The sequence below is a fragment of the Parapedobacter brassicae genome (assembly GCF_051400755.1).
In the GTDB taxonomy this organism is placed as follows: Bacteria; Bacteroidota; Bacteroidia; order Sphingobacteriales; family Sphingobacteriaceae; genus Parapedobacter.
The window spans coordinates 330,856-355,710 of record NZ_JBLFFL010000001.1 but is presented as its reverse complement, the minus strand read 5'-3'; the positions used below and the strand labels follow the sequence as shown (position 1 = coordinate 355,710).

The window sequence follows — 24,855 nt, the reverse complement described above, 5'->3', positions numbered from 1 at the left end:
AAGCGTAATTTGTTGGATGGCTTATAATTGGGTTGCGTACTGGCCAATGATAACCAAAGCACGTCGGCTTTGCAACTTATTCCGCAACGCAAACGGTTGTGTAATTTGCGCAAACGATTGTGTAGATACCGACGCAAAACGGACATTAACAAGAAAGGCGCCCGATTCAGGAGCGCCTTTCTTGTTTTTAGCGCTATCTATTCATAACCAGGATTCTGCTCCAGGTTGTTGTTGCCCGATATGGCCCGCGTTGGAATTGGGAACCGTTTGAAGTGGTCGTCTGAAGGCTCATGATCCCACCAGCTATCTGTCGTAAATTTATTCCAACGTATCAGGTCGGTACGTCTGCGACCTTCACCCAGAAATTCAATTCCCCATTCGTCCAGCATCCGGTATTCATCGAGGTTGGCAGCCGTAACAGGATCCGGATCGGCATTCTCGAAGTTACGGGCCCTTACTTGATTGATGAGGGTTGCGGCCCCTGCGGCATCTCCCGCTCGCAGCCTGCATTCGGCTAGCATGTAATAGATCTCTGCGAGGCGGATCACCGGATTATCAGCTCCCCAACGCAGGCGTATCTCCGCATTGTTTGGCATGGGCACTTTCACCAGGCGTACTCCTGTGTTTTCTTCCCCTTCCGACATTTTGGAAGGCAATTCAGCCACGGAGGCATATTCTTCACCCGGGCCGACTTCACTGAAACGCGCCACTTGGTCTACAAAGACCAGTAGCTGGCCATTATATTCCTCACCGCCTACTATCGGCTCGCCCGTTGGGGTACGATGTTCGCCGACGATGAACATACCTTCATACTGACCGCCGCCTAAATACCGATAGGGTTTTTTGCGCAGATCTTCATCGTGGAATTTTCCGTAAGGCCTTCCCAACTTGAAATCACTGGCATAAGATGTGCCATCGGGCTTCAACGAGGGTGTCAGGTGTGCGCCATTATTAGCTCCCCCATCCAGATCAAAATATCGGGCCGTATTGTAGTGGTAAAAATCGGCGTAGAACCAATCGTATTGCAGGTAATTGAACTCGGAAGGGATGGACCAGATAATCTCCGGCGAGGAATCGTTGTTGAACGAATGAGGCCCATACCAAGTAGGGTCGAGGCTGTATGCCCCATATTCCTGGTTGATGATAGCTTCGCATATAGTCGCGGCATCTGCAAAACGGTCTTGGCCAATATAGGCTTCGGCATTAAAATACAGTTGGGCCAGCATGGCTGCCGCCGCCGCTTTTTTCATCGCTCCTTCTTCTTGTTGTCCCGCTTCTTTTGCAGGCAATTTGTCAATGGCCTCCAGCAACAGACGCTCGATATGATCGAATGTCTCCTGATCCGTATTCCGGGGTGGCGCTTCAATATCCAACGATTCAAAAACAGGCATGCCGCCAAAGTAGTCAAGACCTCGCATGTAAAAGAACGCGATAAGTGTATTCAACTGATTGAGGTGTTCATCTTTGTCCGCTTGGGTGAGTGCCAACGCTTCATAATCAACGTTTTCCAAATCCTGTTTAGTGTCGAGTGCAAGTGCTACGCCCATCAGGGTGCCTCGCCATGATTCCCATATCCAGTTATCATCCGGGGTCCAACGGTGGTAGTGATACCGTTCATTTTCCCCCCCATTATACCAGTGCCTTCCCTTAGTAGTGATGGCAAATTGGTCAGCTGAATATTCCTGCAATTTCCACCGATCTCCACCTAGGTACCAGCGTCCGTGTGTAAATGGTCGGTATAAGGCCGCCATTATGTCTTTTTCGCTTTTGAAGAAGGTTTCTGGCACCACTTGATCGTACCACTCCTGCTCCAATTTTGTACAGCTTGTGGCGCAGACCATGGAGATGAGCAACAGCGCTATATTTATTTTTTTGGTTTTCATAATATTCATTCATTTACTGTTAATGCATCGATTAGAAATTGACCTGCACGCCAAACATAAATGTGCGTGTCTTCGGGTAGGCGTCGCGTTCTTCAAAACCGGGGTCGAGGCCGTTGATGTTCACTTCAGGATCGAGACCCGAATATTTTGTAAACACGAGTAAGTCGCGCCCGGTAGCATAAACTCGTACGCTCTTTAGCGGATTTAACCATCGCTGCGGTAATGTGTATCCGACGCTAATGGCATCTACTTTCACGAAGTTGCCTTTTTCCAGCCAATAGTCACTAAGTTCTTTTTCGCCGATGACATTGGCGTGGTCTTCATATGCTTTTTTTAGCACATTCTGGCCAGCCACGTTCGGCACACTGTAATACATATTGATCATATTGAACACGTCATACCCCAGCCAGCTCCGCATGTATACACCGGCGTCAAATTGCTTGTAACGTACCGAATGGTTCCAAGAAAGAATCGCGCGTGGTATGGCATTGCCCACAAACGCCTTGTCTGCCAAAGTTTTGGTTTGCTGAGTGACATCAAATGCATTACCTTCTGCATCATACAACATCCAATTGCCCTCTTCGGTAAATCCGGCGTGGCGCCATAGGAAAAACTGACCGATTTCCTCTCCAGGGTACAACCGTACGGCATTGCCCGGTGAACCCGGAGCCGGGAAACCCTTACGGTCTTGGAATGTGGTGTTGCCCCACAGGGATTTAAGCACACTTTTGTTGTGGGAGAAAGCCAGGGTCGTCGAATACTCCCAATTCTCATTGTCGACAATAACTCCGGTAACCTCACCTTCAAATCCGCGGTTTTCCATATTGCCGACGTTCATCGTGGTCTGATCGTGGATGGCGGGAGGTTGGGATACGTTGATGCTGTAGATCATGTCATCAACCTTGCGGACGTAGTAATCAAACCAGCCAGAAAGCCTACTATTAAATAGCCCGAAATCAAATCCTACGTTAAATTCCTTTTTTACTTCCCATTTGATATCGGCATTTTGATTATGCCGTACGCCGAATGTACGGATCCACTGATCGTTGGCGAGCCACCAAGTATCGGGACTATACATGCGGAAGGCTACTTCCGAGCCGAATCCCTCATTGCCGGTTTCGCCATATCCCCCCCTAATTTTTAAATCGTTAAGGATAGGACTGTTTTTTAGGAATGCTTCTTCGGAAACCCGCCAGCCAAGCGATACACCGGGGAATGTCCCCCAACGGTTTTCCGGCGCAAATTTAGATGACCCTTCTCTTCGGATAGTTGCGGTGAGGAGGTAACGATCCATAAAGCTATAGTTCAATCGCCCAAAAAATGCTGCCAACTTTACCGAAGGGTTTTTCCACGAACCCATCCCTGCCCGGCCATCGGGGAGGAAGGTACCGTTGCCCATGCTGTGTTCTTCCAATCCATCTACCGGAAAGTCGGAGTTGTTCGCATTGAAGCCCTGTCCGTTGAAATCCTGGTAGCTGTATCCAACGACGGCATTGATATTGTGATCGACCAATTGTTTACTATAATTAGCTGTCCATTCAAAGGTGCGATCATTCCATCGTTTATATTCTTGGCTAGCATAGCCGTCTACATTGTCCAACCTAGAGATCCGATGCTGAGAGGAGCGGTAAAATGTGGGATGTTCGGAACTGTTATTGATACCCACCATGACGGATGTATTGAAGTCTTCGGTCAAGTTTACCTTCAACGTCGAATTGGCTAGCAAGTTCCTGTATTCATTTTGATTTTTCCGTAACATCACTTCTGCTACGGGATTCCAGTAATCATACCCGCCGGTCCATACATTGTAGCCAGTTGGATCGGAAGCGTCATAAGGTGTTTCTGTCGGGTTTAAAACTAATGCCATGTTGAAGATGCCATTGTCGGTAAGATCCGAATTCCGGTGATTATAACTTATATTATTGGTCAATTCAGCCAATCCGTTCAATAGCTTGAATGAACTATTGATCCGTCCGCCGTATTCTTTCCGTTTTGATCCGATTGCGATTCCAGTTGCATCACGGTAGTTAAACGTCGCATATACTTGCGCATTTTCAGTTCCACCACTGGCATTAATCACATGCCGATGGCTAAAGGCATTGTCATTGGTTACTTCGTTGTACCAATCGGTGCGATGACCTAGATCGTCACCGCGATCGTGTGCTAGGTATTCTTCGGGAGAAAGCACTTCTGGCCGTCGGCGTACCGACTCCACAAATCCCTCTGTGGTATAGGTGATATTGGCCGATCCAGCGCGCGCACGTTTGGTGGTGATCAAGATTACGCCACCAGAAGCACGGGTACCATAGATGGCGGCGGCGGAAGCGTCGCGTAATACGTTGATCGACTCGATATCTTCGCGTACCACAGTACTCATACTGCCCCCGGGCACACCATCGATGACAATCAGCGGACCTTGGGACGCATTGACGGAATTGATGCCACGCAATTGAACGCTGATATTGGCATTGGGATCAGTGCCATTGGATGAAGCGACAGTGAGCCCCGGCACTTTGCCTTGGATGGCCATCAACGGCGACACACTACCCTGAATCAGATCTTTGGGCCGCATCGTGGTGACAGCGGTGGTCAGGTCACGTTTGTCAACCGTACCATAACCCACCACGACCACCTCATCCAAACTAGCGAGGTCTGCCTGTAGGGTCACCGATAGTGGTGTGCCGGACGTGGCCTGGATTTCCTGGCTGGCATAACCAATGTAGGTAAATACTAAGGTGGCGGGAACATTAGCCACGGTAAGTGTAAATTGGCCATCATCATTGGTCACCGTCGTGTTTTGAGTCCCTTTTTCCACTACACTTACCCCAGCTAAAGGCGTATTATCGGCGGTGCTGATGCGTCCGGTGACGGTTTGTTGATGGGAAATTGGCAGAGCTGCCTCCGCATAGGGTGGGAACACCAACAGGCAGCAAAGCGCGATCAAGGAATAGTACATCCTATACGCTCGATGGAGGACGTAGCGTCCCCTCGGAAATGTCCGTGTGTTTTGCATTTGTGTTTGTTTTTAGTTGTAAATAATAAGTTACTTCGACACTTATAAATTTATTTTTGGTGGGGCAATATTAGAGATTTAAGTAGGACACTTCCAAATCTAGCATAAAATAATTAACGGGCATATGGTTTACACGACGGCCCGATAGCGCAGTACTTGTTAGGCTTGTTATATTTTTATAAAAACCTTCTGCCGATACATCCAATACAGGATGAGCCATTCAAGCAATAAGATCAATATTCCAGAGACCAGCGTGCTGTATGCCGTGCCCATGAATTGATCATACGTTGGTCCCAAATGGATGTATAGGGACCGGCCGATGAATGTTTTCACGCCCCCATCGGCGATGACATAGGCGGCGATGGAGTTCATGCCGATGACCGTCAGCGGGAACGCCCATCGGTGCACGCCTTTCACATCAATCAGCCAGTAAAAGAACGCCAGCGCACCAAAACACAGTCCGCCACTGACCAAGACCCATGCCGGTGTCCAGATGCGTTTTACCACTGGGTTTACGCCCAAAACATGGAATACAATGCCCAATACTAGCAGTATGCCGCCCCACTTCAACAGGCTTGTCAGTATCACACGTACATTGGAGGAGTTTCGGAGGACATTTCCGGCGAATAACCCCAATATCATGGTCGCCAGGGTAGGGATGAAGCTGAGGGTGGCGTAGCCGCCTCCGTTGAACAGAAAAGGGCTTTCGCGCGGAAAGAGGTTCAAAAACCACCGGTCAAAAGCCCAGGCCAGGTTGCTGTTTTTGTTCCAATGGGCAGCAAACCCCTGGAAATGATGTGTCCAGTCGCTCGGCACACCCACAGCGGTATAGTCAATGTCCGCGCCGGGCAGTGGATATAACGCAAAGGCGAGCCAGTACCCAATTAAGACAAACACGAGCGCCGCAAGTTGTGTCCTGCGGCTGCATAATGCCAACAATACAAGGAACGTGTAGCCCAAGCCAATCTGGGTAAGGGTATCTTCAAAGGTAAAATTGGTCTGCTCGGCATGAATGGATCGGAGGAAGATGCCCAGCAGGATGAGAATGAGCGACCGCTTGGCCGTATGTAGCAGCAAGCCGGACGTGCTGGCGCCTCTGGTCCGGCGGCCGGCGATGGAATAGGGGAGTACTACACCGACAAGGAAGGTGAACGAGGGTTGGATCATGTCGTGCAGGCTGAGCCCGGTCCAGGGTACATGGCTTTGATGGAAGGCGAGGCACTGCCAAAGCCCATTGGTCGGCAGTGCCGAAGAAACAGCTGCGAGGTTGAGCACTTCTGCCATCATGAGCAGCATGACCAAACCCCTGTACACATCAACGGAGACAATTCGTTGCATAGTAGATTCTTGTTTATAATAAGGTAGCGATTACTTCAGGTATTCGTTCGATCAGCCTTCCTGCGGGCACTACCGCCATCCCCTCCGCAAACAGCTGGTCCCCGGCAGCGCCGTGCAGGTAACAGGCCAGCACCGCGGCTTCCTGCGCGGGGTAACCCTGTGCTAGCAAGGAAGTCAGCATGCCCGTCAGCACGTCGCCCATACCGCCGCTGGCCATGGCCGGGTTGCCGGTGGGATTGATCAGCACCTGGCCATCGGGCATCACGATGAAGGTATATTGGTTTTTCAGTACGATGATAAGGTGATGCACATTAGCCTGTTCCCGTGCGGTACGCAGGCGGTCCCACCACGTGCTATGCGTACCAAACAGGCGGTCAAATTCTTTCATGTGGGGCGTCAGGATACTTTGTTGGGGCAGTTTTTTGATACTGGATTGATGATCAGCGAGAAACGTGAGGGCATCCGCATCCAACACCAGCGGTTTTATTGCGTAGTCCAATACACGGAGCAGGATATCGCTGGCGTCGCCAAGGCCCGGTCCGATGCCCACAGCATCAAACTTTTCCCATGCGTTTGGCAGTTCCTCCCGCGGGCAATACATCACTTCGGGGTAGCGCATATTCAGCGCCTCAAGTCCTTCCCGGGGGATGCAGGCCGAGGTAAGGCCGGCCCCGCTGTATAGGCTTGCACCGCAGCTCAGGAGCGCAGCGCCCATGGTACGGATATTGCCAGCGATGAGCAGCGCATGGCCATAGGTGCCCTTATGGCTGAACGGTTTCCGTTTGCGGTAGATCCGTTGGATATCCGCAACGCCGACCAATCGGAAGTCGCTGGGCAGGTGTTCGATATATGACTCGTCGAGCCCGATGTCGACCACGTGGAATCGATCAATGGCCTTGGCCGACTCGGGGAAGAAAAAGCTGAGTTTGGGCCGTTGGAATGACACCACGTCGTGTACGTGAATCACATATTCCGTTTCGGGCATAATACCGTCTGCCCGAAGGCCGGTAGGGATATCTACCGCTACCGTTGTGCTTGACGCTTCGTTGATGTGCTGGGCCAGTCGTAACCAATCTTCTTCCAAGGGCTTGCTTAACCCCGAACCCAACAGGGCGTCTATGACGATGGCCTGATGGATGTCTGGCAGTTCATCGCCCGGAAAAAACTCGGTGATCGGGATAGGCGTGTTATATAAGCGGGCAAGGTTCGCCGCAAAATCATTGCTTTCATGCCCCCCAAACCGTGCTACCCACACAGCGATGGCATCGTAACGGTGGGTTTGCAGGAGGCGCGCGATGGCCAGTCCGTCGCCGCCATTGTTGCCCGTGCCGCAGCAGACCAATATGCTGGCATTGGGATCTGGATATAACGCAATGAAGCGGGCTACAAACGCCTCCGACGCCCGTTCCATCAGGTCGATGGAGGCGATGGGCTCCGTCTCGATCGTGTGGTTATCGGCATCCCGTATTTGTGCGGAGGTAATCAGATTCATTATTTTTGGTTTGTATAATTAAAGGTAATTATTTTTTTGAAATACACTGTAAAGAGATTCCAGTAGGCTTCTCGCATGACGGCTTGGCTCCGGCACACTCCCATCCTTGACATTGCAGCCGCAAAGCAGTACCTTTGTAAGAAGAATCGGAGAAAAACCATGATTATCAATGACCCATTGAAGCTTGCACCCGCCATCAAGGAGGTACTGGAGACGGTATTCGACCCTGAGATACCGGTAAATATCCTCGAGTTGGGGCTGGTCTATGAGTTGATTACCAAAGAAGGGGGTACGGCTAAGGTAGTGATGACGCTCACCGCGCCCGGATGCCCCGTCGCGGGCGATATCATCGACGAGGTGCAGCGTAAGGTCGGGGAGGTGGAAGGCGTGGGCCAAGCATTGGTCGAACTCACATTCGACCCGCCATGGGATAAAAGCATGATGAGCGAAGTGGCCCGGCTGGAACTGGGTTTTATGTAATCGTTATTCTGCAAAGGCGTGGACGATCTGAGATCGATATTGCGCACCTTTCTCCCGAAATTCAATGATCCGTTTATAGCTATCCAAGGTGAAAAACAGTTCACCAGGAACGGGTGCGTCTTCGCCAAAGAAGAGCTTGAAGTTGCCGGTTGCCGGTTTGCTATAGTCGACAGCGTCGTTATTCGACGAAAACACCAAGGGTTCGACGGGTTGTGTCTTCATGCTGTCTACGCCATCCACCTGCCAGAGTTCGCCCAAGGCCGATACGAACCGGTCACTCGCTACACCTGATTTTATAAATTTGATGGTCCCTTTTTTAAATCCGATTTCCTCGTTCACCGATCCATCGGAATTGATGCCCGCGGGAATGATCTTATCGATCTCAATCACAAAGCCTACCGTGTCCTCTTGATAGATGCCCTTCGCGACGTAGGAGACAGACGCGCCGCTTTCCTTCATGTCCAGTAGCCGGAGCACGATGGAAGTGGGTTTTTCGGGGTCTTTGGTGATGGGAAACAGGTCTCTCGCACCTCTTTTTTCCGCATCGGCTTGATGAGCGCGGTTACAAGCGGAAATCAGGGTAATCGCGCACAGTAGCGCAAGGATAGAGCGATTCATCATCGTCGTTTTTATGGTGAATATAATGGCTACTCAAATAACACCTGGTCGTATCCTTTGTTTCACAAAAGGCACCCTTTAAGATTGCTCTTGCTGACGTTCCAGGTCGCTGAGCGTTTTTATGGGTTTCTTTTCGATCTTATCCTTTCCGAATATCATATTCCAGATGTTGCGCGATTCCTTGGTTAGGAGCGGAGCCACGATGGACAGGATCAATACATATACGACCACGAATGATTGGATAACGGGCAATAGACTGCCCGCTTTGCCGATGTTGGCCATGATAATGGAAAACTCTCCCCTGGCCGCGAGGGTAAAGCCGATATCCACGGCATTTCGTTTTTTCAATCCGGCAAAGCGCGATGCAAAATAACCCGAGGCGACATTGCCGATGATGGTGACCACCGCAGCGATAGCTGCCCAGACGAACGCACCGCCCAGCGAAAGGGGATCGATGGAAAGCCCGAAACTAAAGAAAAACATGGCGCCAAAAAAGTCCTTGAAAGGCAACACGAGCTGCTCGATACGCCTGATGTATTGGGAGTCCGCTAGTACCAACCCGGCCATCAACGCACCGATGGCTTCGGCAACATGGATGGTTTCGGAAAAGCCGGCAACGATAAACAGGAGGGCGAATACGACGAGGATGAATAATTCGGAGGACTTATCTTGAAGCACTTTGTCGATGGCGGGAACGAGCTTCCGGCCCAAAATGAGGAAGGCCAGAATGAATCCCAATGCGAGCAGCGAAGTGCCCGCCACTGTCCAGAACGAGCTGCTGCCGGTCAATATCAGACCCGACAGAAACGAAATATGCATGGCAATAAACAGGTCGTCAAACATGATCATGCCCATGATCACTTCCGTCTCGGGGTTTGCCGTGCGTTTTAGATCCGTGAGCACCTTTGCCACGATGGCGGTAGACGAGCTGGTCATGATACCGCACAGCACCATGGTTTCTTTGAAGGGCAGGCCCATCAGCCAACCGATCAGCAGGCCTGAGCAGAAATTAAGCACCACGTAGACCGTCCCGCCGGTAACGATAGACTTGCCCGACTTGATCAGCCTGCCGACGGAAAATTCCAGTCCTAGGTAAAACAATAAGAACAACACACCCAGCCGCCCCATGAAATCGATAAAAGGCTTGCTTTCGGTAAAGGTGAGGTCGATGTTGCCGAAAGTAGGCGCATGCTGGCCGAGCACCATCCCGATGAGAATGAAAAAAGGAATCACCGAAAAGCGGAGCCTATTGGATATCAATCCGACAAGCGCTACCAAACCTACGGCAATACCAATTTCTAAAATCAGGGTGTGTGACGGCATCAGAGGATTTCTTTTAACAATTTGATGTGGGTCCGTTTGCCTGCAACCACCAAGGTGGTATCGGCGGTAATGACATAGTCCGGACCGGGATTGATGATGCTATCTCCGCCTTTGATGGCAGCGATGATCGAAGCGCCCGTACGTTTCCGAACCTCCAGGTCCCCGATGGATTTGCTGATACTGGTCGCACCGTCCTCCACCTTATACCATTCGATGATCAGGTTATCCAGTGCAACTTCAATGGTCTCCAGGGCCTTAGGTTTGTAGGACAGTCCGCCGATGATGCCGGCTACTTGGCGTGATTCCTCGTCAGACAGGGTCATCACGCACCGGGATTCACTTTCCGCTTCGTCATAGCGGTAAAGTTCGCGGCGCCCGTCGTCATGGATGACGACCACCATATTGTCTCCGGCTTCAGTCTCGATTTGATACTTTTTACCAATGCCGATCAGGTCTGATTCTCTTACAATTGACATGATTGTCTCCCCTTAGTAGTTTAAAAGTCGACCAAAGATACGATTTTATTGGGAAATGCGGGCAGCTGGCGAAAACCTACTGCCCGATTGACCCGGATCAACAATGATAAAATAAAGTCAGTATTGGTTAAGGGATAGGTGTGAAACTGCCGAAAAACATCCGATTTTAGCTAAAAGAAAACTAACGCTAACCAACAGTTATAATCCCGATCGCCGGGTGATATTGAACCTAGAAATTAAGTCAACAACGTACTGTGTTAATAAATGAAGCGGATTTATACGCTTGTAACCTAGGTTTCACACAGACGCAAGAGTTGATGATCAGGCCATTTCAAACGGTGGACGAAAATGTAAGGCGCATTCACCAATTATACCAATTATACCATTATGAAAAAAGCTATGAACAAAATCATGTTGGGCTGCTTGCTTTTAGGTCCCGCTGTTCATGCCCATGCTACCAATAGTCCCGATGCGATACGACAGGACAAAATAGTGCGGGGAATAGTCTCAGAAGCAGGTACGAATGAACCACTGGTAGGCGCCAGTGTTCAGGTCAAAGGATCTGCGGTAGGTACGGTTACCAATACCGCAGGGCGATATGAAGTAACCATTGCTTCAGAAGAAGCCATACTCGTCTTTTCTTACACCGGTAAAAAAACGGTGGAACGTCCGGTAAAAGGGTTAACGGTAATCGATGTGGTGATGGAAGGCGAGGAGACCATGCTTTCGGAAGTATACGTCGGGTATATGACCCAGCGGAAAGCTGATCTTACGGGTTCGATCGCGATCGCGTCAGCAGACGATATTGCTAAAAATCCTTCAGCAAATGCCATGAAATCCCTCCAGGGAAAGCTCGCCGGGGTGCACATTACCACGAATGGCGGTAATCCTGCGGAAGGTGTAAATGTGCAGATCAGGGGACTTTCATCGCTGTCGGGCGGCGTTACACCGCTGATCGTGTTGGACGGGATGCCTACCCAGAATCTGAATCTCCGTGATATAAACGCCGGTGATATTGAATCCATCCAGGTATTGAAAGACGCTGCTTCCGCCAGTATATACGGTGCCCGGGCTTCCGGAGGCGTGATTCTGATTCAAACGAAAAAGGGAAACGTCGGCCAAACCAAAGTTGAATACAATGGCAGTGTGGCGTTAAGTACGGTAATTGATAAGCCGACATTGATGAACGCCGAACAATATGGAGTTGCCACTTTTCGGGCATATGCGTACGATGAAGAAGTGTATGGCATGCCCATGTCGCTGCCTGGCACCTACGATTTCACGTGGCATAGGGATGAGAATGGAAGAGCGGTATTGGATGCGGTGAGACCTGCGGAATGGCTTAATCCCGAGCAAACCGTCAGGGGCTCGGATACGGACTGGCTGGGGGAGATTCTCCAACCCGCAATGATGACCAACCATCAATTGACGATTTCCAGCGGAACGGATCGATCAAGAAGTTTGTTTTCCCTGGGCTACTATGATAATGAGGGTACGCAGATCCACACGTTCTTCAGGCAATATTCGATACGTACCAATACCGAGTACAGCCTGATCAGTGACCGGTTAAAAATAGGCGAGAATCTGGCGGTATCGTATTTGCAATACCGGGATGCCAACGAACTGCGTTGGGCGTTGATCAATCCGCCGGCAGTCCCTGTGTACGACATAAACGGAGGATGGGCCGGAGCCGCCGGATTTGACGATTTCACGAATCCGGTGCGGGTACTGACAGACAACAAGGACAATATCAGTAATTATGTCAAAATAATCGGAAATGTCTTTCTGGACCTTGACATCTGGAAGGGCATATCGGCCCGTACGCAATTCGGGGTTGATTATGGAAATGCCTACAACCGAACGGTAGACAAACTTTGGTCTGAGACCGGAGGTCGAAATAGTGATGGAGAAAATTATGTAGGAAGCAGTCAATCTCATCCGTTGAGCTATGTGTGGACCAATACATTGTCTTATAATATGAATACGGAGAAGCATAGCCTGGATGCCGTGGCGGGGGTTGAATACACCCGATTTGTGCAAGAAGGGTTTTCGGCAAGGAGGGAAGGCATTTATCTGGAGGATCGGGATTTTGCCCATATCGGCGTGACGACAGGCACGAAGTATTCGCTTGGCAGCTCGGCGGATGAGTATGTCTATTTCTCCTTGTTCGGTAAAGCTAACTATGTTTATAACGACAAATATCTGTTCTCTGCTACCTTGCGCCGTGACGGTTCATCCCTCTTTGGTGCCAATAACCGATATGCCATATTTCCGGCATTTTCGGCTGGCTGGCGGATCAGCAACGAAGCTTTTATGCAGGGCCATGAGGTGATATCGGATCTTAAAATACGTGCCGGTTGGGGTGCAAACGGGAGTGTACAGGGACTGCCCCGTGGCTATACGTCCACGCCGTTTGCAACCGATTATTTCGGAACATCGTATGCGATAGAAGGAAATGAAACAGGACCGCTGTATTCGGGTTATCGAAGGACGTGGTTGGGCAATCCAGATCTGAAATGGGAAACGACCACACAAACGGACCTAGCCGTTGATTTCGGTTTCCTGAATAATCGGATAAGCGGGTCATTAGGCTATTATTTCAAACAAACAAGGGATGTTTTGGTGCAGACACCTTACATCGCAGCCATGGGAGAAGGAGGTGAACCATGGATCAATGGTGCGGATATGAATAACCGCGGGATCGAATTTGAAATCGGCTATCGCAATGACCCGAAGCATGCTTTTCAATACGCCATTTCGGCCAATATAGGTACGTACAAAACCAAGCTGGTGAGCCTCCCCGAGAATGTCATCAACAAATATCCGGGTGATGGCGTCCATGATCTTGTCTTGGGCAGGACACCTAATATCCTGTACGGTTTGGTGGCGGATGGTATTTTTAAAACACAGGAGGAGGTCGACAACCACGCTGAACAACCCGGAAAAGCCATCGGCCGGATTCGTTACAAGGACCTGGATGGCAATGGTGTAGTGCAAGAACTCCATGATCGGACCTATATCGGAATCACAGATCCGGATTTCTTTGGTGGAGTTACCTTTGACCTCAGTTATCGCAATTTTGATATGAATGTGTTTTTCCAGGGTGTTTTTGGCAATAAAGTAGACAACGGTTGGAAGCGCGAATCCGACTTGTGGAACATCACCGTGCCGTCACATAAAAACCATGCTACCCGGATGCTAGATGCCTGGTCGTTTGACCATCCGGATTCGGACATTCCCGCCATATCCAATTCGACGCAGAATGCAGAACATCGTTTTTCCAGTTATTTTGTACAGGATGGATCATACCTGAAATTGCGGAACATCGAGCTGGGTTACACCCTTCCGAGTGCAGCGTCAAATAAGATGATGATGCAGCATTTAAGGCTATATGCTTCGGCGCGTAATGTATTTACGCTCAAAAAATGGTGGGGTGCGGATCGGTTTACCAGTTTCGATCCGGAGATGCCAGGCTACGGTTATTTGACCCCGTTTTTTTTCACCCTTGGACTTAACGTCACTTTCTAAATTTTTTGTTATGAAAAAGCTTAAATTCATCATAATTTCTGCTGTCGTATTGACCGCGACTAGCTGTGCCGATTCGCTGAATGTGCCACCGAAACAGGTATTGGACGAATCATTACTGACAAAACCGAGCGACATGGAAGGTTTTGTGACTGCGGCTTATGCCCGGATGACGGATATTCCCTCCTGGGATTCTCCTTTCTCTCCTTGGTGGACCGGTTCATTGCGTTCTGACGATTCCTACAAGGGCGGCGGTGGAACGTGGGACGGTGATGGCTGGCATTTTATGGAGACATTCGTCGGTGTAACGCCAAACGGCTGGCCGCTCGATTTTCCTTGGTATGTGTCTTATCAGGTCATACAGCGGTGCAATACCGCGATACAAAAGCTGCAAAATATTACGGAAGAAGATTTTCCGCAAAAAAATGCCCGGCTTGGTGAGGTGACATTTATCCGGACATTTACCCATTTCAGGCTGAAACAATTTTTCAAATACATCCCCTACATCGACGAAAATGTGGTGGGTACTTCAGTGGAATTTGAAGCGGTCCCCAACAGAGACAGGGATCAACCCAATGATCAATATTTGTGGGAGCGGATTCTGGCTGACTTCAAAAAAGCGGAAGAGCTTTTGCCCGCAATCCAGCCAGAGAAAGGAAGGATAGACAAGAACGCTGCGACAGCTATGGTGGCGAGGACACTGATGTTTATGGCGTACGAGCAGGATGACCGGCATGCTGTGGTGAACATCAACAAAGAGCGGTTGGATGAAGCCTTGACTTACCTGAATAAGCTGACCGATCAGGAAGGCGCAAAGGTTGGTCTGCAAGCTGATTTCGCGGAGAACTTTGATATCGCTTTTGATAACAATACGAAAGAATCGATTTGGGAAATACAGTATTCCATTGACGATGGTAGTTCTACAGGTGGTAAAATAAACAGAAGTGAGGGACTGAACCATCCGTTTCAGTGGGGCGGGTTCCAATGCTGCGGATTTCATCAAATCAGCTATTCGATGGCAAACGCCTTCAAAACCGGACCTGACGGATTACCGCTGTTTGATACCTACAATAATGGCAGCTATGCAGATGGAGATGAGGTGTTTTTTGGTCAGAATACATTCGATCCGCGTTTCAGCCACACGGCGGTCGCCCCCGGACAACCCTGGAAATATGACCCCGACTTATTATTTGAAACCGCCGGAATCCGGAACGGTGAGGAATACGGTTACCTGAAATCCATCAAAGAATTGGTGCCTCCGGATTGTAACTGTTTATTATATGACGGATGGCAGTTCAATTCGATGAATAAACGGATGATCCGGTACGATGAGGTATTATTGTGGAAAGCGGAAGTGCTGATCCAACTGGATCGGGTGGACGAATCTCTTGGGTTGATCAATAAGGTTCGTCAGCGTGCAGCAAATAGCACGGCCCGTTTGCTGAAAAAAGACGGATCGCCTATATTGAATTATCACATCGAACCATACCAGCCGGGGGTAAACTGTACGTGGGATAAAGCGTTCGCGTGGAAAGCATTGCAATGGGAAAATCGGCTGGAGATGGCCGGTGAAGGGCGTCGTTTCTTTGACCTGCAGCGGTGGGGCATTTTGGAGAAAACCATGAACGACTATTTTGCCGTTGAAAAAACCAGGTTTTCATGGATGGATATCGCACGCTTTACTGCTGGGCGCGACGAATATTTCCCAATACCACAAGCCCAAATCAACTGGGCAAAAGGGAATTACACACAAAATCCGGGGTATTAATCGTAAAATTATAGGTTATGAAACCATCATGATTTATTCGATCACACAGGGGGAATGAATAAATCTGATAGCTTCATCACCGTTAAAAAACAAATTATATACAGATGAAAAATTTAGTTCATGTGCTATTTATAGCAGTCACCGCTGCCTTGTTTACAGGTTGTTACGATAGGGGCATTATCGATCATAAGGATTTTGACCACGCGTTGCCCGTCGTCGAAAATTTAAATTACACCAAGGAGGGAGACATCGTGCAATTGACGTGGGAAATACCCGCTGATATATCTCCTGCATTTAGGAGACCGTTGGAGATAAGCATACAAAAAGTAGAGAATGATATTTACAGGGAAATCATCATTGTGGGGGCTGAAGGTACGTCTCGCGATATTGCAATCGATCCCAGTAAAACGTATAGATTTGTAGTAAAGCTAGCGGGATACCTGACGGACGAGGCAAGGGAAACAGGTAAGCCGGATAGGGTCTATTCGCAAGGTCAGATTTTGGAGATCGAATGAATTTGGGATACATTGAAAATTATAGCGTATTGATAGCTTTTGGTTGTTATCTGGGCCTGTTAACGTCGTGCAGCGACGATGGCAACAATAAGGGTTATATTCCGGCAGATGAGATCATATCGTCGGAAACAAACCTTATTCCGGACAAGGATACCAAGGCGGTATCTGCCGTTTTACGTTTCCATGATCTTGATGCCATCGCTTACATAGCGGTCAAGAAAAGCGGAGCAGATCATTATTCGGTCAACATAAACCGGCAGGAACTTTCATCACCCTATGTGTTTACCTATACGATTCAATCATCGGATCCCGAGTCTTTCAAGTTAGTGCTGACCGCTCATTACCATGATGGAAAGGAGTCGAAAGACCTTTCCTTGAGTGTCGACAACCGTTGGGGGTTTTTTATCCGAAATGTCAGCCGTATAGCCCGAGTGACCGGAAGAGCAATGGCAGGCGAATCTTTTCCGAGTCCGAACAATACGGCAACGGCATGGAATGTGGGCGGAACTGACCTTGGTGTGATATGGGAAATGGAACATGGGAAGTATGGTGTTTTTTTCGGCGACACATACGGACTCGATTTTGTGCCCAATCCGGCGAATCCGGGACCTAATGGCGGTAGCTGGCGCAGCAATGTGTTGGCATTTTCAGCGGATGAGCAGCTGGAAGACGGACTATCCCTGAGCGGTATGGCTACCGATAACAGCGGAAATGCCCGCGAAATTGTCTACGGCGCGAAAGACCAGTCGGGCAACGGCGACTGGACATCCATTCCTACGGCAGCTATCCGCGCCAATGGGGCGGATTATGTGCATTACTTTAACATCAAATCATGGACAGGATGGGTGACTAACTATTCGGGGATGTACAAATCGGTTGATAACGGCCAGACTTGGACGAGATGTGAGGATGTGGTATTCTCGTCAGCCAGTAATTTCGGGCAGGGTGGTTATTTCAAGAAAGATGGTTATGTATATATGATGGGTACGCAGCCCGGGCGGGATAGCCCTGCATACCTGGCCCGTTTCAGGGAGTCCGATATCGAAAATCGGAGTAATTATGAATACTGGAACAGCACAGCCGATCAATGGGTAAGAGGTGATGAACGTAAGGCTACCGTCTTAATAGCCGATAAGGTGGGTGAGCTGTCTTTCATCTATAACGATACGCATGAAAAATGGATAATCGCCTATTTCAATGCCGACCGGTATCAAATAACCATGCGCACGGCTGCGGATATTACCGGGCCGTGGAGCGAACCTGATGAATTGGCATCGGGTGAGGATTATCCTCAACTGTATGGCTCTTACTTCCATCCATTATCTGCGACCGGCGATCACCTGTACTTCCTGATGTCCATGTGGATGCCGTACAATGTCTTCCTGATGAAGGCTGAATTAGCGGATATGGGTAGTTTTTCGCCCAATAAAAAAATACAGGTCAACGCACGCGATCAAGCGAACCGTTAGCTATATTTCCTCTATAAAAGTTGTCTCTCAATGGCAGAGGAGAGATCGATAAATGCGTAGCATTCATGAGCACCTATGGAAGCAGACTGCAGCGAATAACGTTGCTTTTTTATCTCATGTGATTAAAGTTTGCATTTCGAAGCAACTTTATCTAAGTTTGAAGCAACAAAATAGAAGTTATGAAAAAGACCGTCACCTCATCAGTATTGGCCATTGCTGCCATTTTTGCGCTTTACGCGTTTAGTCCCTCTGCGGCCGATGTTTTCAAGGTCGATACCAGCAAATCCAGGATTAGTTGGACCGGGCAGAATGTAGCTGGTGGCAAGCACACCGGAACCATCAACATCAGCAAAGGTGAGTTGGCCGCTGTCGGCGGTACGCTCACCGGAGGTAGTTTTACGGCGGCCATCAACAGTATCGCCGTGACGGATTTGGAGGGCGGTCGCGCCACCAAGCTGGCCGACCACCTGAAAAGTGAAGACTTTTTTGATGCGCCCAAGTTTCCCGAAGCCACCTTTAAGATCACCAAAGTTGGCGGCTCGGGTAGTGATGCGACGATTACGGGCGATTTGACCATCAAAGGCATTACCAAATCGATCACATTTCCAGCAGTGGTGCATCAATCGGCTAGTGGGGTGCACGCTACGGCCACGGGCATTAAGATCGATCGCACAAAGTTCGATATCAAGTACCGCTCGGGAAATTTCTTCAGCGACCTCGGCGACCGGGCGATCTCGGATGAGTTCCTGTTAGCGATCGAAATCGTGGCGGCTAAGTAAAGCGATGGCGGCATCAGCGATTACGGCGATCGGATGGCTGGGATTTATTTTCTGTACCGTAGCCTATTTGCTGCTGAATACCCGGATGATCCGCTTCGATGGCGCACTTTACCAAGTGCTGAATGCCATCGGTGGCTTGGGGTTGGTCATCAGTGCGATCTATTTCAACGATGGTCCCAATATCGCCGCTAACATCGTGTGGGTGCTGATTGCGGTATTCGGGATATTCCGATATGCCAAGAAATTACGTGGCCTGCGCAAAAAGCGCAACATCACGGATGCCCAGTAGCCGGTAAGCTTCCGTCTTATAATCGGCAATCTTCAGATCAAACGCCTTTGCGTCACCGGCCAGGCTGAGGTAGAAGTAAGCCCCGTCTACCAGCGCAAAGATCAGGTCGGCTGTACGGCGCGGATCGCTGACCGTGATCAGTTTAGCTTGTTTGCATCGCTGGATGAGCGAGGCCAGCCGCTCCCTTAGTGAATCCGATAGACTTTTATACATGGTTTTTGCCTTCCGCTCCCGGAAAGTCAACGCATAGCAGCTGTAAAACAACCCGTCGTCAAACAGCTTGTTCCATTTCTTTGAAAACAGATCGTCGATAACGGTGACCAGCGCCTCCCGGAGCGGCACCTGGCTATCCTTGCTTACCTTGTATATCAGCAGGTACTTATCTAAAATATAGTCGATCAACGCATAGGTGAGCTCTTCCTTGGTTTGGAAATAGTGGATGACGAGGCTGGGGTTGATATCCATCACCTTGGCGATCTTGGCGATAGAGGTATTCTCGAGACCCTCTTTCTTAGCTACTTTGTAGAATACCTTTACGATTTCCAACTGTCGGCTTTCTTTTAAGCTCTTTCTTCCCATGTGTGTTTTTTTTGACGAAAATATTAGTAATCTTTGATGTATACAATTGTGTTTTTATTGAATGAACATTCAGTTTATAAAAATAACAATTGGCTAATGTAAACTTAATATATTCATCTTTCCTTTGGAGCGGATAACCTACAAACAATTATTGAAGATGATTAGTCTATTCAAACGTAAATCAATAATGTTAGCGATTTGCCTGATGCATGGAGTGTTTATTTCCATGGGTTCGGGTGCTGCCTCGGCGCTGGGGCGCGATGCGTTGACACTTGCCGGGGCTTGGCAGCAACGCGTCAGTGGTACGATCCACGATGCAGAGGGACTGCCCTTATCGGGCGTCAGCATTGCCGTGGTTGGCAAACCCGGCGGCACCACTACCGATGAGGAGGGCCGTTTCAGCCTGCCGGCTGTGCCGGGTGAGCGGCTACGGCTGACGATGGTGGGTTATCTGGCGCAGGAATTTGAAGTGACCGACCAGGAGCACTATGATCTGGTGCTCGAGCAGGATGCCTCCAGTCTTTCGGAAGTGGTGGTCGTGGGGTACGGTACGCAGAAAAAAGTGAACCTATCGGGTGCGGTGGACTACGTGGATACCAAGGCGTTGGTGAATCGGCCAATTGCCAATGTTTCCCAGGGCTTGCAGGGGCTGATCCCCAACTTGAATATCCGGTTCAACTCGGGTGCACCGGGAGCGGCCGCGAATATCAATATCCGCGGCATCACCTCGATCAATGGAGGCGATCCCTTGATTTTGATTGACGGGGTGCAATCCAGTTCAGCGGAACTGAACCTGATCGCGCCCCAGGACATTGCCAGCATATCCGTGGTCAAAGATGCCTCTGCGGCTGCCATCTATGGTGCGCGTGCCGCATTCGGGGTGATCCTCATCACCACCAAGACGGGCACACAGGGCGGCACCAACGTGAGCTATTCCAATAACTTCACGTGGAATACCCCTACGGTGATACCGGAGATGATTACGGACCCTTATGTGTTTTCCCGTCTGTTGGAAGCGTCTACAGACAATACCCCTTGGGACAACGTGAACTATAATGACCAGTTCTACGAATATGCCAGGCAGCGGTCGGATGACCCCAGCGTACCCGGTGTGCGGGTCAACCCGTCTGACGAGACCCTGTGGGAGTATATGGGCGACCGTGACTGGACCCGTTACTTTTTTGATGACTACAACTTCAGCCACAACCATGACTTGGCCATCAGCGGGGTGAGCGAAAACAACGAGGTGCGTTATTACCTATCCGGTGGCTACAACCGGCAGAACAGTGCCCTGACGCTGGGCCAGGACTATTTTGATCGCTATAGCCTGCGCGCTAAGGTAGACTACCAATTGGCCGATTGGATCAAGGTGGGCAACAATACCTCTATGAGCAATACGCTGCGGGAATCGCCCAGCCGGCTGGATGTATTTGGCATATACAATATGTTTCCTACCTATTACGATGTCAATCCGGACGGTACGTGGGCCAATTCACCGGTGGGCCGCGCTGCGGCGGGAATCGTGGACGGCGGAGAGACGACCAACCGCTTGGAACAGCTGCAGACCCAGTTTACGACCGAACTGTCGTTCTGGGATCGGCTCTTACGGGTGAATGCTGATTATACCTACCGCAAAACCAGCGAGAACTACAATTCCTATCGGACCGCCTACCTGATCGGGTTCGGGCCTGATGATGTGCGGGAAGAGGGCGATAACGCCGCTTCCAGGAGGGGCATATTCGATTATTACCGGGTGTTCAATATCTACGGCACCCTCAGCAAGGACATTGACCGACACGCCTTTACCGCTATACTGGGTTACAGCCAGGAAGATTACCGGCGTGAGCTATTTGAGGTAACCCGGACGGGATTAATCTCCAGCTCATTCCCCACCATTGGGTTGGCTACCGGGGATGCCAGCGGTACGGAGCTCATCGATACCTATGCACTGCGCGGCGCGTTTTATCGACTCAACTATATCTATGACGACCGCTACATCCTGGAGCTCAACGGTCGGTATGACGGTTCTTCCCGCTTTCCGAAAGACAAGCGCTTCGGGTTCTTCCCATCCGGGTCTGTGGCGTGGCGGGTGGATCAGGAGTCGTTTATGGAGGGTGCCCGCAGTGTCGTCAGCAACCTGAAACTCCGTGCTTCTTATGGTTCCCTGGGCAATCAAGCGGTGTCCAACTACGGGTATATTCCATCCATGTCTACCTTCCAGACGGACTACCTCATCGGCGGCGAGCGCCCTTTCGGTATCTCTACACCGGCGCTCGTATCGCCTAATTATACCTGGGAGAAGGTCAATACGCTCAACTTTGGGGTAGACCTGGGCTTTCTTCAGGATCGATTCAGTGTGGTCGTTGATCAGTACACCCGTCATACGCTGGGCATGCTCACCCTGGGCAGGGACTTGCCGGATATCCTGGGCGCAAGCGAGCCCAGGGAGAATGCGGCAGACTTGCGGACACGGGGTTGGGAGCTCTCGCTGGGTTACCGGGATAACTACACGGTGGGTGGTTCGCCTTTCAGCTTGGAAACACGTTTTGTGCTGTCTGACTCCAGGAGTACCATTACCCGCTTTGATAATCCGAACGGCAGCATTACCCAATATTACGAGGGCATGGACATGGGCGAAATCTGGGGGTTGCAGTATGATGGCCTGTTTCAGACCACGGAGGAAATCGCCCAACTGGATGAAACTTCCATTATCCCGTGGGGAGCGCTCCAGATCGTGCCGGGATGGCCGAAGTTTAAAGACCTGGACGGCAACGGTGCGATCGAAAAGGGCTATACCCTGGGCGATACCAAAGACCTCTCGGTCATCGGCAACGCTACCGAACGTTTCCGTTTCGGCTTGGATGTGAATATGAACTGGAAGAATTTCGACGTGCGTATGTTCTGGCAGGGGGTAGGCAAGCGGGACTATTATCCCATGCACTTCTTGTATTGGGGTGCTTACCAACAGCCTTATGGCAATATGTATGAGCACCTGCTTGATTTCTACCGTGGCGAAGGCGATAGCCCGGAAGAACGCGCCAAGCATTCCCAATCGTACCTGGCGCTGGGTCTGGCCGATCCGAACCACGATGCGCGCTTCCCCGTCTTGCAATCCTGGCTGGCCGACGTGAACCTGGGTACCCGCATCGACCAGTCGATGGGGATGGCCATACCCAATACCGGCCACCTGCTGAACGGGGCTTACCTCCGGCTGAAAAACCTCACAGTGGGCTACACGCTGCCCAGGCAGTTTACCGAGCGTGCGGGGATCAGCAGCCTGCGGGTATTTGCCACCGGGGAAAACGTACTGGAGTTTTCCGAGATCAAGAAGCACTTCGATCCGGAAACCACCAATGCGAGTATCAACACCAACCCGGCCACTGGGACGGGAAGCGGGGAGGGCAACGGGATGACCTATCCTTTCCAGCGGAGTTATTCGTTCGGCGTTAACATTATGTTTTAATATTATCGATCATGCATATCATCAATCCGATCATGAAAAGATTTTCCAACTGGGCGGTTGTGGTGCTGCTAGCGGCCTCCGTCAGTGCTTGTAACGATGGCTTTCTGGATAAACTGCCGGAAACGTCCATTGGCCGGGAAAGTTTCTTCAATACCGAAGAAGACCTGAACCTGGCCATCTATAACCTATATGATTTTCCTTCCACGGGCATCTATACCGACGAGGCTTATACGCTGACGGACAACGCGTATTCCACGGGGAATGTGGAGCTGAAAACCATCATGACCACCACACCCAGTTCGTCTACGATCACCGGCGGATGGAGTTGGGGACCGCTGCGTAATATCAATTTCTTCTTGGAGAATTTCAGGAATGCCGCTATTGCTGAAGAACGCCTGGCCCATTTCGAGGGGCTGGCCCGGTTTTTCCGCGCCCGGTTTTACGCCGACAAGGTCAAGCGGTATTCGGATGTCCCCTGGGTCGACGTGGTGGTCACGACGGATAACGAAGACGTGTTGTTCGGCAGTCGCGACCCGCGTGAGACCGTGGTCGGCAACTTGTTGGCCGACTATGAGTTTGCCGCCAATAACGTAGATGCCTCCTCGTCGCAGGGAGCGGTGAACCGCTGGGTGGTCAAGGCCGACTACGCCCGTTTCCTGCTGCATGAAGGCACCTACCGGATGTACCACCCTGAATTGAATCTGGAGGGTAGCGCCGCGGCCTTGCTGCAACAGGCAGCTGCCGTTGCCCGGGATATCATGGATAACGGTCCATTCAGCTTATACTCCACCGGCAATCCCATGGAGGACTACGGCACCCTATTCAAAAGCCAGAACCTGGGCGGCAATCCTGAGATTATTTTTGCCCGCTACTACGAGGCGAACCTGCTGAACGGGGACAGCGGGGAGGGGGTGTTTGGCAATTATGAGACCTACCCGCTCAAAGACCTGGTGCAGACCTACCTGATGGCCGATGGCAGCTATTATAGCAGTCAGCCCAACTACCAGCAAAACGAGTTTGTCGCGGAGTTCGAAGATCGCGACCCCCGGCTGTATCAGACCTATGCCTATCCGGGGTGGGTGCTGTCGCGCTCGGGCACGTACGCGCAGGGGGCGGGCCTGTATGTGCAACAATTGGCTAAAAACTTCTCCGGCTACCATCAGCTTAAAGGTTTTTACAATACTACCAATCAAGACGAGCGGAATAACATGGATGTGCCGCTGTATCGCTTTGCCGAAGTCCTGTTGACCTATGCCGAGGCTAAAGCCGAGTTGGGTGAGCTGACGCAGGCTGATCTGGATATGTCCATCAACCTGCTGCGCGACCGGGCTGGCATGCCTCATATGACGCTTAATCCGGCCATCGATCCGGTAAAAGCAGCCAAGTTCTCGAACGTGACGTCTACGCAACGCGCGGAGATTTACGAGATCCGCCGGGAGCGGCGGGTGGAACTGGCCTTCGAAGGGCGCCGCCACGATGACCTGATGCGCTGGGGGATCGGTAAGTTTCTGGAGCAAGAGCCGCAAGGCATTTATTTCTCCCGCTTGGGCGAACATGACCTGACGGGAGACGATGTGCCGGACATCGTATTGCTGCCCGCATCACAGACCATCCCGGCGGACCGTAAGGAGAATAGTCTTGGGGTGACCATGGCCTACTACCGCGCAGGTACGTTCGGGCAGGATGTATCCATCTTCCTGGGTGGCGCGACCTCAGGTAATTTGCTGATCATTGAGAATTCCGGCATCTTTGTGGAACCCAAGTATTATTACCGGCCGGTACCTCAGCAGCAGGTCTTGCTGAATCCGAACCTACAGCAGCTATTTGATTGGGAATAACGATCAG

Annotated in this window: 17 protein-coding genes; 9 read left to right on the top strand and 8 right to left on the bottom strand. The window is 50.5% G+C overall.

The annotated features are described in order from the left end of the window. Positions 1-197 precede the first annotated feature (197 nt). From ACMGDE_RS01555 to ACMGDE_RS01540, 4 genes are all read right to left on the bottom strand, one after another. On the bottom strand, positions 198-1,883 hold the full coding sequence (locus ACMGDE_RS01555; protein ID WP_436830990.1) for a RagB/SusD family nutrient uptake outer membrane protein: 1,686 nt from the start codon (positions 1,881-1,883) through the stop codon (positions 198-200). A 31-nt stretch (positions 1,884-1,914) separates the two neighbouring features. Continuing rightward, entirely contained in the window at positions 1,915-4,896 is a 2,982-nt protein-coding gene (locus tag ACMGDE_RS01550) for a SusC/RagA family TonB-linked outer membrane protein (protein WP_436830989.1), read from the bottom strand. Between the two features lie 168 nt (positions 4,897-5,064). After that, complete coding sequence (locus tag ACMGDE_RS01545) at positions 5,065-6,234, bottom strand: acyltransferase family protein (RefSeq protein ID WP_436830988.1); 1,170 nt, start codon at positions 6,232-6,234, stop codon at positions 5,065-5,067. 13 nt (positions 6,235-6,247) lie between these two features. After that, the gene (locus tag ACMGDE_RS01540) at positions 6,248-7,726 is read right to left on the bottom strand and encodes an NAD(P)H-hydrate dehydratase (RefSeq protein WP_436830987.1); all 1,479 of its coding nucleotides are present in this window, start codon (positions 7,724-7,726) and stop codon (positions 6,248-6,250) included. 159 nt (positions 7,727-7,885) lie between these two features. On the opposite strand from ACMGDE_RS01540, the gene ACMGDE_RS01535 reads away from it, so the two are divergent. Then, positions 7,886-8,206 (top strand): iron-sulfur cluster assembly protein, encoded by a 321-nt coding sequence (locus ACMGDE_RS01535; protein ID WP_436830986.1) that lies wholly within the window; start codon positions 7,886-7,888, stop codon positions 8,204-8,206. 3 nt (positions 8,207-8,209) lie between these two features. On the opposite strand, the gene ACMGDE_RS01530 is transcribed toward ACMGDE_RS01535, so the two are convergent. The 3 genes from ACMGDE_RS01530 to ACMGDE_RS01520 all read right to left on the bottom strand — a co-directional run bounded on the left by ACMGDE_RS01530 (position 8,210) and on the right by ACMGDE_RS01520 (position 10,623). Next, a complete protein-coding gene (locus tag ACMGDE_RS01530; RefSeq protein ID WP_436830985.1) occupies positions 8,210-8,824 on the bottom strand; it encodes a hypothetical protein in 615 nt (204 codons plus the stop codon). Between the two features lie 78 nt (positions 8,825-8,902). Then, entirely contained in the window at positions 8,903-10,147 is a 1,245-nt protein-coding gene (locus ACMGDE_RS01525) for a cation:proton antiporter (RefSeq protein WP_436830984.1), read from the bottom strand. Further along, complete coding sequence (locus ACMGDE_RS01520) at positions 10,147-10,623, bottom strand: cation:proton antiporter regulatory subunit (protein ID WP_436830983.1); 477 nt, start codon at positions 10,621-10,623, stop codon at positions 10,147-10,149. The genes ACMGDE_RS01525 and ACMGDE_RS01520 overlap by 1 nt, the downstream gene beginning before the upstream one ends. Before the next feature lie 399 nt (positions 10,624-11,022). On the opposite strand from ACMGDE_RS01520, the gene ACMGDE_RS01515 reads away from it, so the two are divergent. From ACMGDE_RS01515 to ACMGDE_RS01490, 6 genes are all read left to right on the top strand, one after another. Next, positions 11,023-14,151 carry a SusC/RagA family TonB-linked outer membrane protein gene (locus tag ACMGDE_RS01515; RefSeq protein ID WP_436830982.1) on the top strand — a complete coding sequence of 1,043 codons (3,129 nt, stop codon included), beginning with the start codon at positions 11,023-11,025 and terminating at the stop codon, positions 14,149-14,151. 10 nt (positions 14,152-14,161) lie between these two features. Beyond that, entirely contained in the window at positions 14,162-15,916 is a 1,755-nt protein-coding gene (locus ACMGDE_RS01510) for a RagB/SusD family nutrient uptake outer membrane protein (protein WP_436830981.1), read from the top strand. Positions 15,917-16,020: 104 nt separating this feature from the next. Next, on the top strand, positions 16,021-16,431 hold the full coding sequence (locus ACMGDE_RS01505) for a DUF4945 domain-containing protein (protein WP_436830980.1): 411 nt from the start codon (positions 16,021-16,023) through the stop codon (positions 16,429-16,431). Continuing rightward, the gene (locus ACMGDE_RS01500; RefSeq protein WP_436830979.1) at positions 16,428-17,900 is read left to right on the top strand and encodes a glycoside hydrolase family 183 protein; all 1,473 of its coding nucleotides are present in this window, start codon (positions 16,428-16,430) and stop codon (positions 17,898-17,900) included. Before ACMGDE_RS01505 ends, ACMGDE_RS01500 begins: the two co-directional genes overlap by 4 nt. Before the next feature lie 179 nt (positions 17,901-18,079). Beyond that, a complete protein-coding gene (locus tag ACMGDE_RS01495) occupies positions 18,080-18,679 on the top strand; it encodes a YceI family protein (RefSeq protein ID WP_436830978.1) in 600 nt (199 codons plus the stop codon). A 4-nt stretch (positions 18,680-18,683) separates the two neighbouring features. Further along, a complete protein-coding gene (locus tag ACMGDE_RS01490; RefSeq protein ID WP_436830977.1) occupies positions 18,684-18,968 on the top strand; it encodes a CBU_0592 family membrane protein in 285 nt (94 codons plus the stop codon). Here ACMGDE_RS01490 and ACMGDE_RS01485 read toward each other — a convergent pair. Continuing rightward, on the bottom strand, positions 18,924-19,547 hold the full coding sequence (locus ACMGDE_RS01485) for a TetR family transcriptional regulator (RefSeq protein ID WP_436830976.1): 624 nt from the start codon (positions 19,545-19,547) through the stop codon (positions 18,924-18,926). The genes ACMGDE_RS01490 and ACMGDE_RS01485 overlap by 45 nt on opposite strands. Before the next feature lie 187 nt (positions 19,548-19,734). Here ACMGDE_RS01485 and ACMGDE_RS01480 point away from each other — a divergent pair, with 187 nt between their 5' ends. After that, positions 19,735-23,010 carry a SusC/RagA family TonB-linked outer membrane protein gene (locus ACMGDE_RS01480; protein WP_436830975.1) on the top strand — a complete coding sequence of 1,092 codons (3,276 nt, stop codon included), beginning with the start codon at positions 19,735-19,737 and terminating at the stop codon, positions 23,008-23,010. 32 nt (positions 23,011-23,042) lie between these two features. Further along, on the top strand, positions 23,043-24,848 hold the full coding sequence (locus ACMGDE_RS01475; protein WP_436830974.1) for a RagB/SusD family nutrient uptake outer membrane protein: 1,806 nt from the start codon (positions 23,043-23,045) through the stop codon (positions 24,846-24,848). The last annotated feature ends 7 nt before the right edge of the window (positions 24,849-24,855 follow it).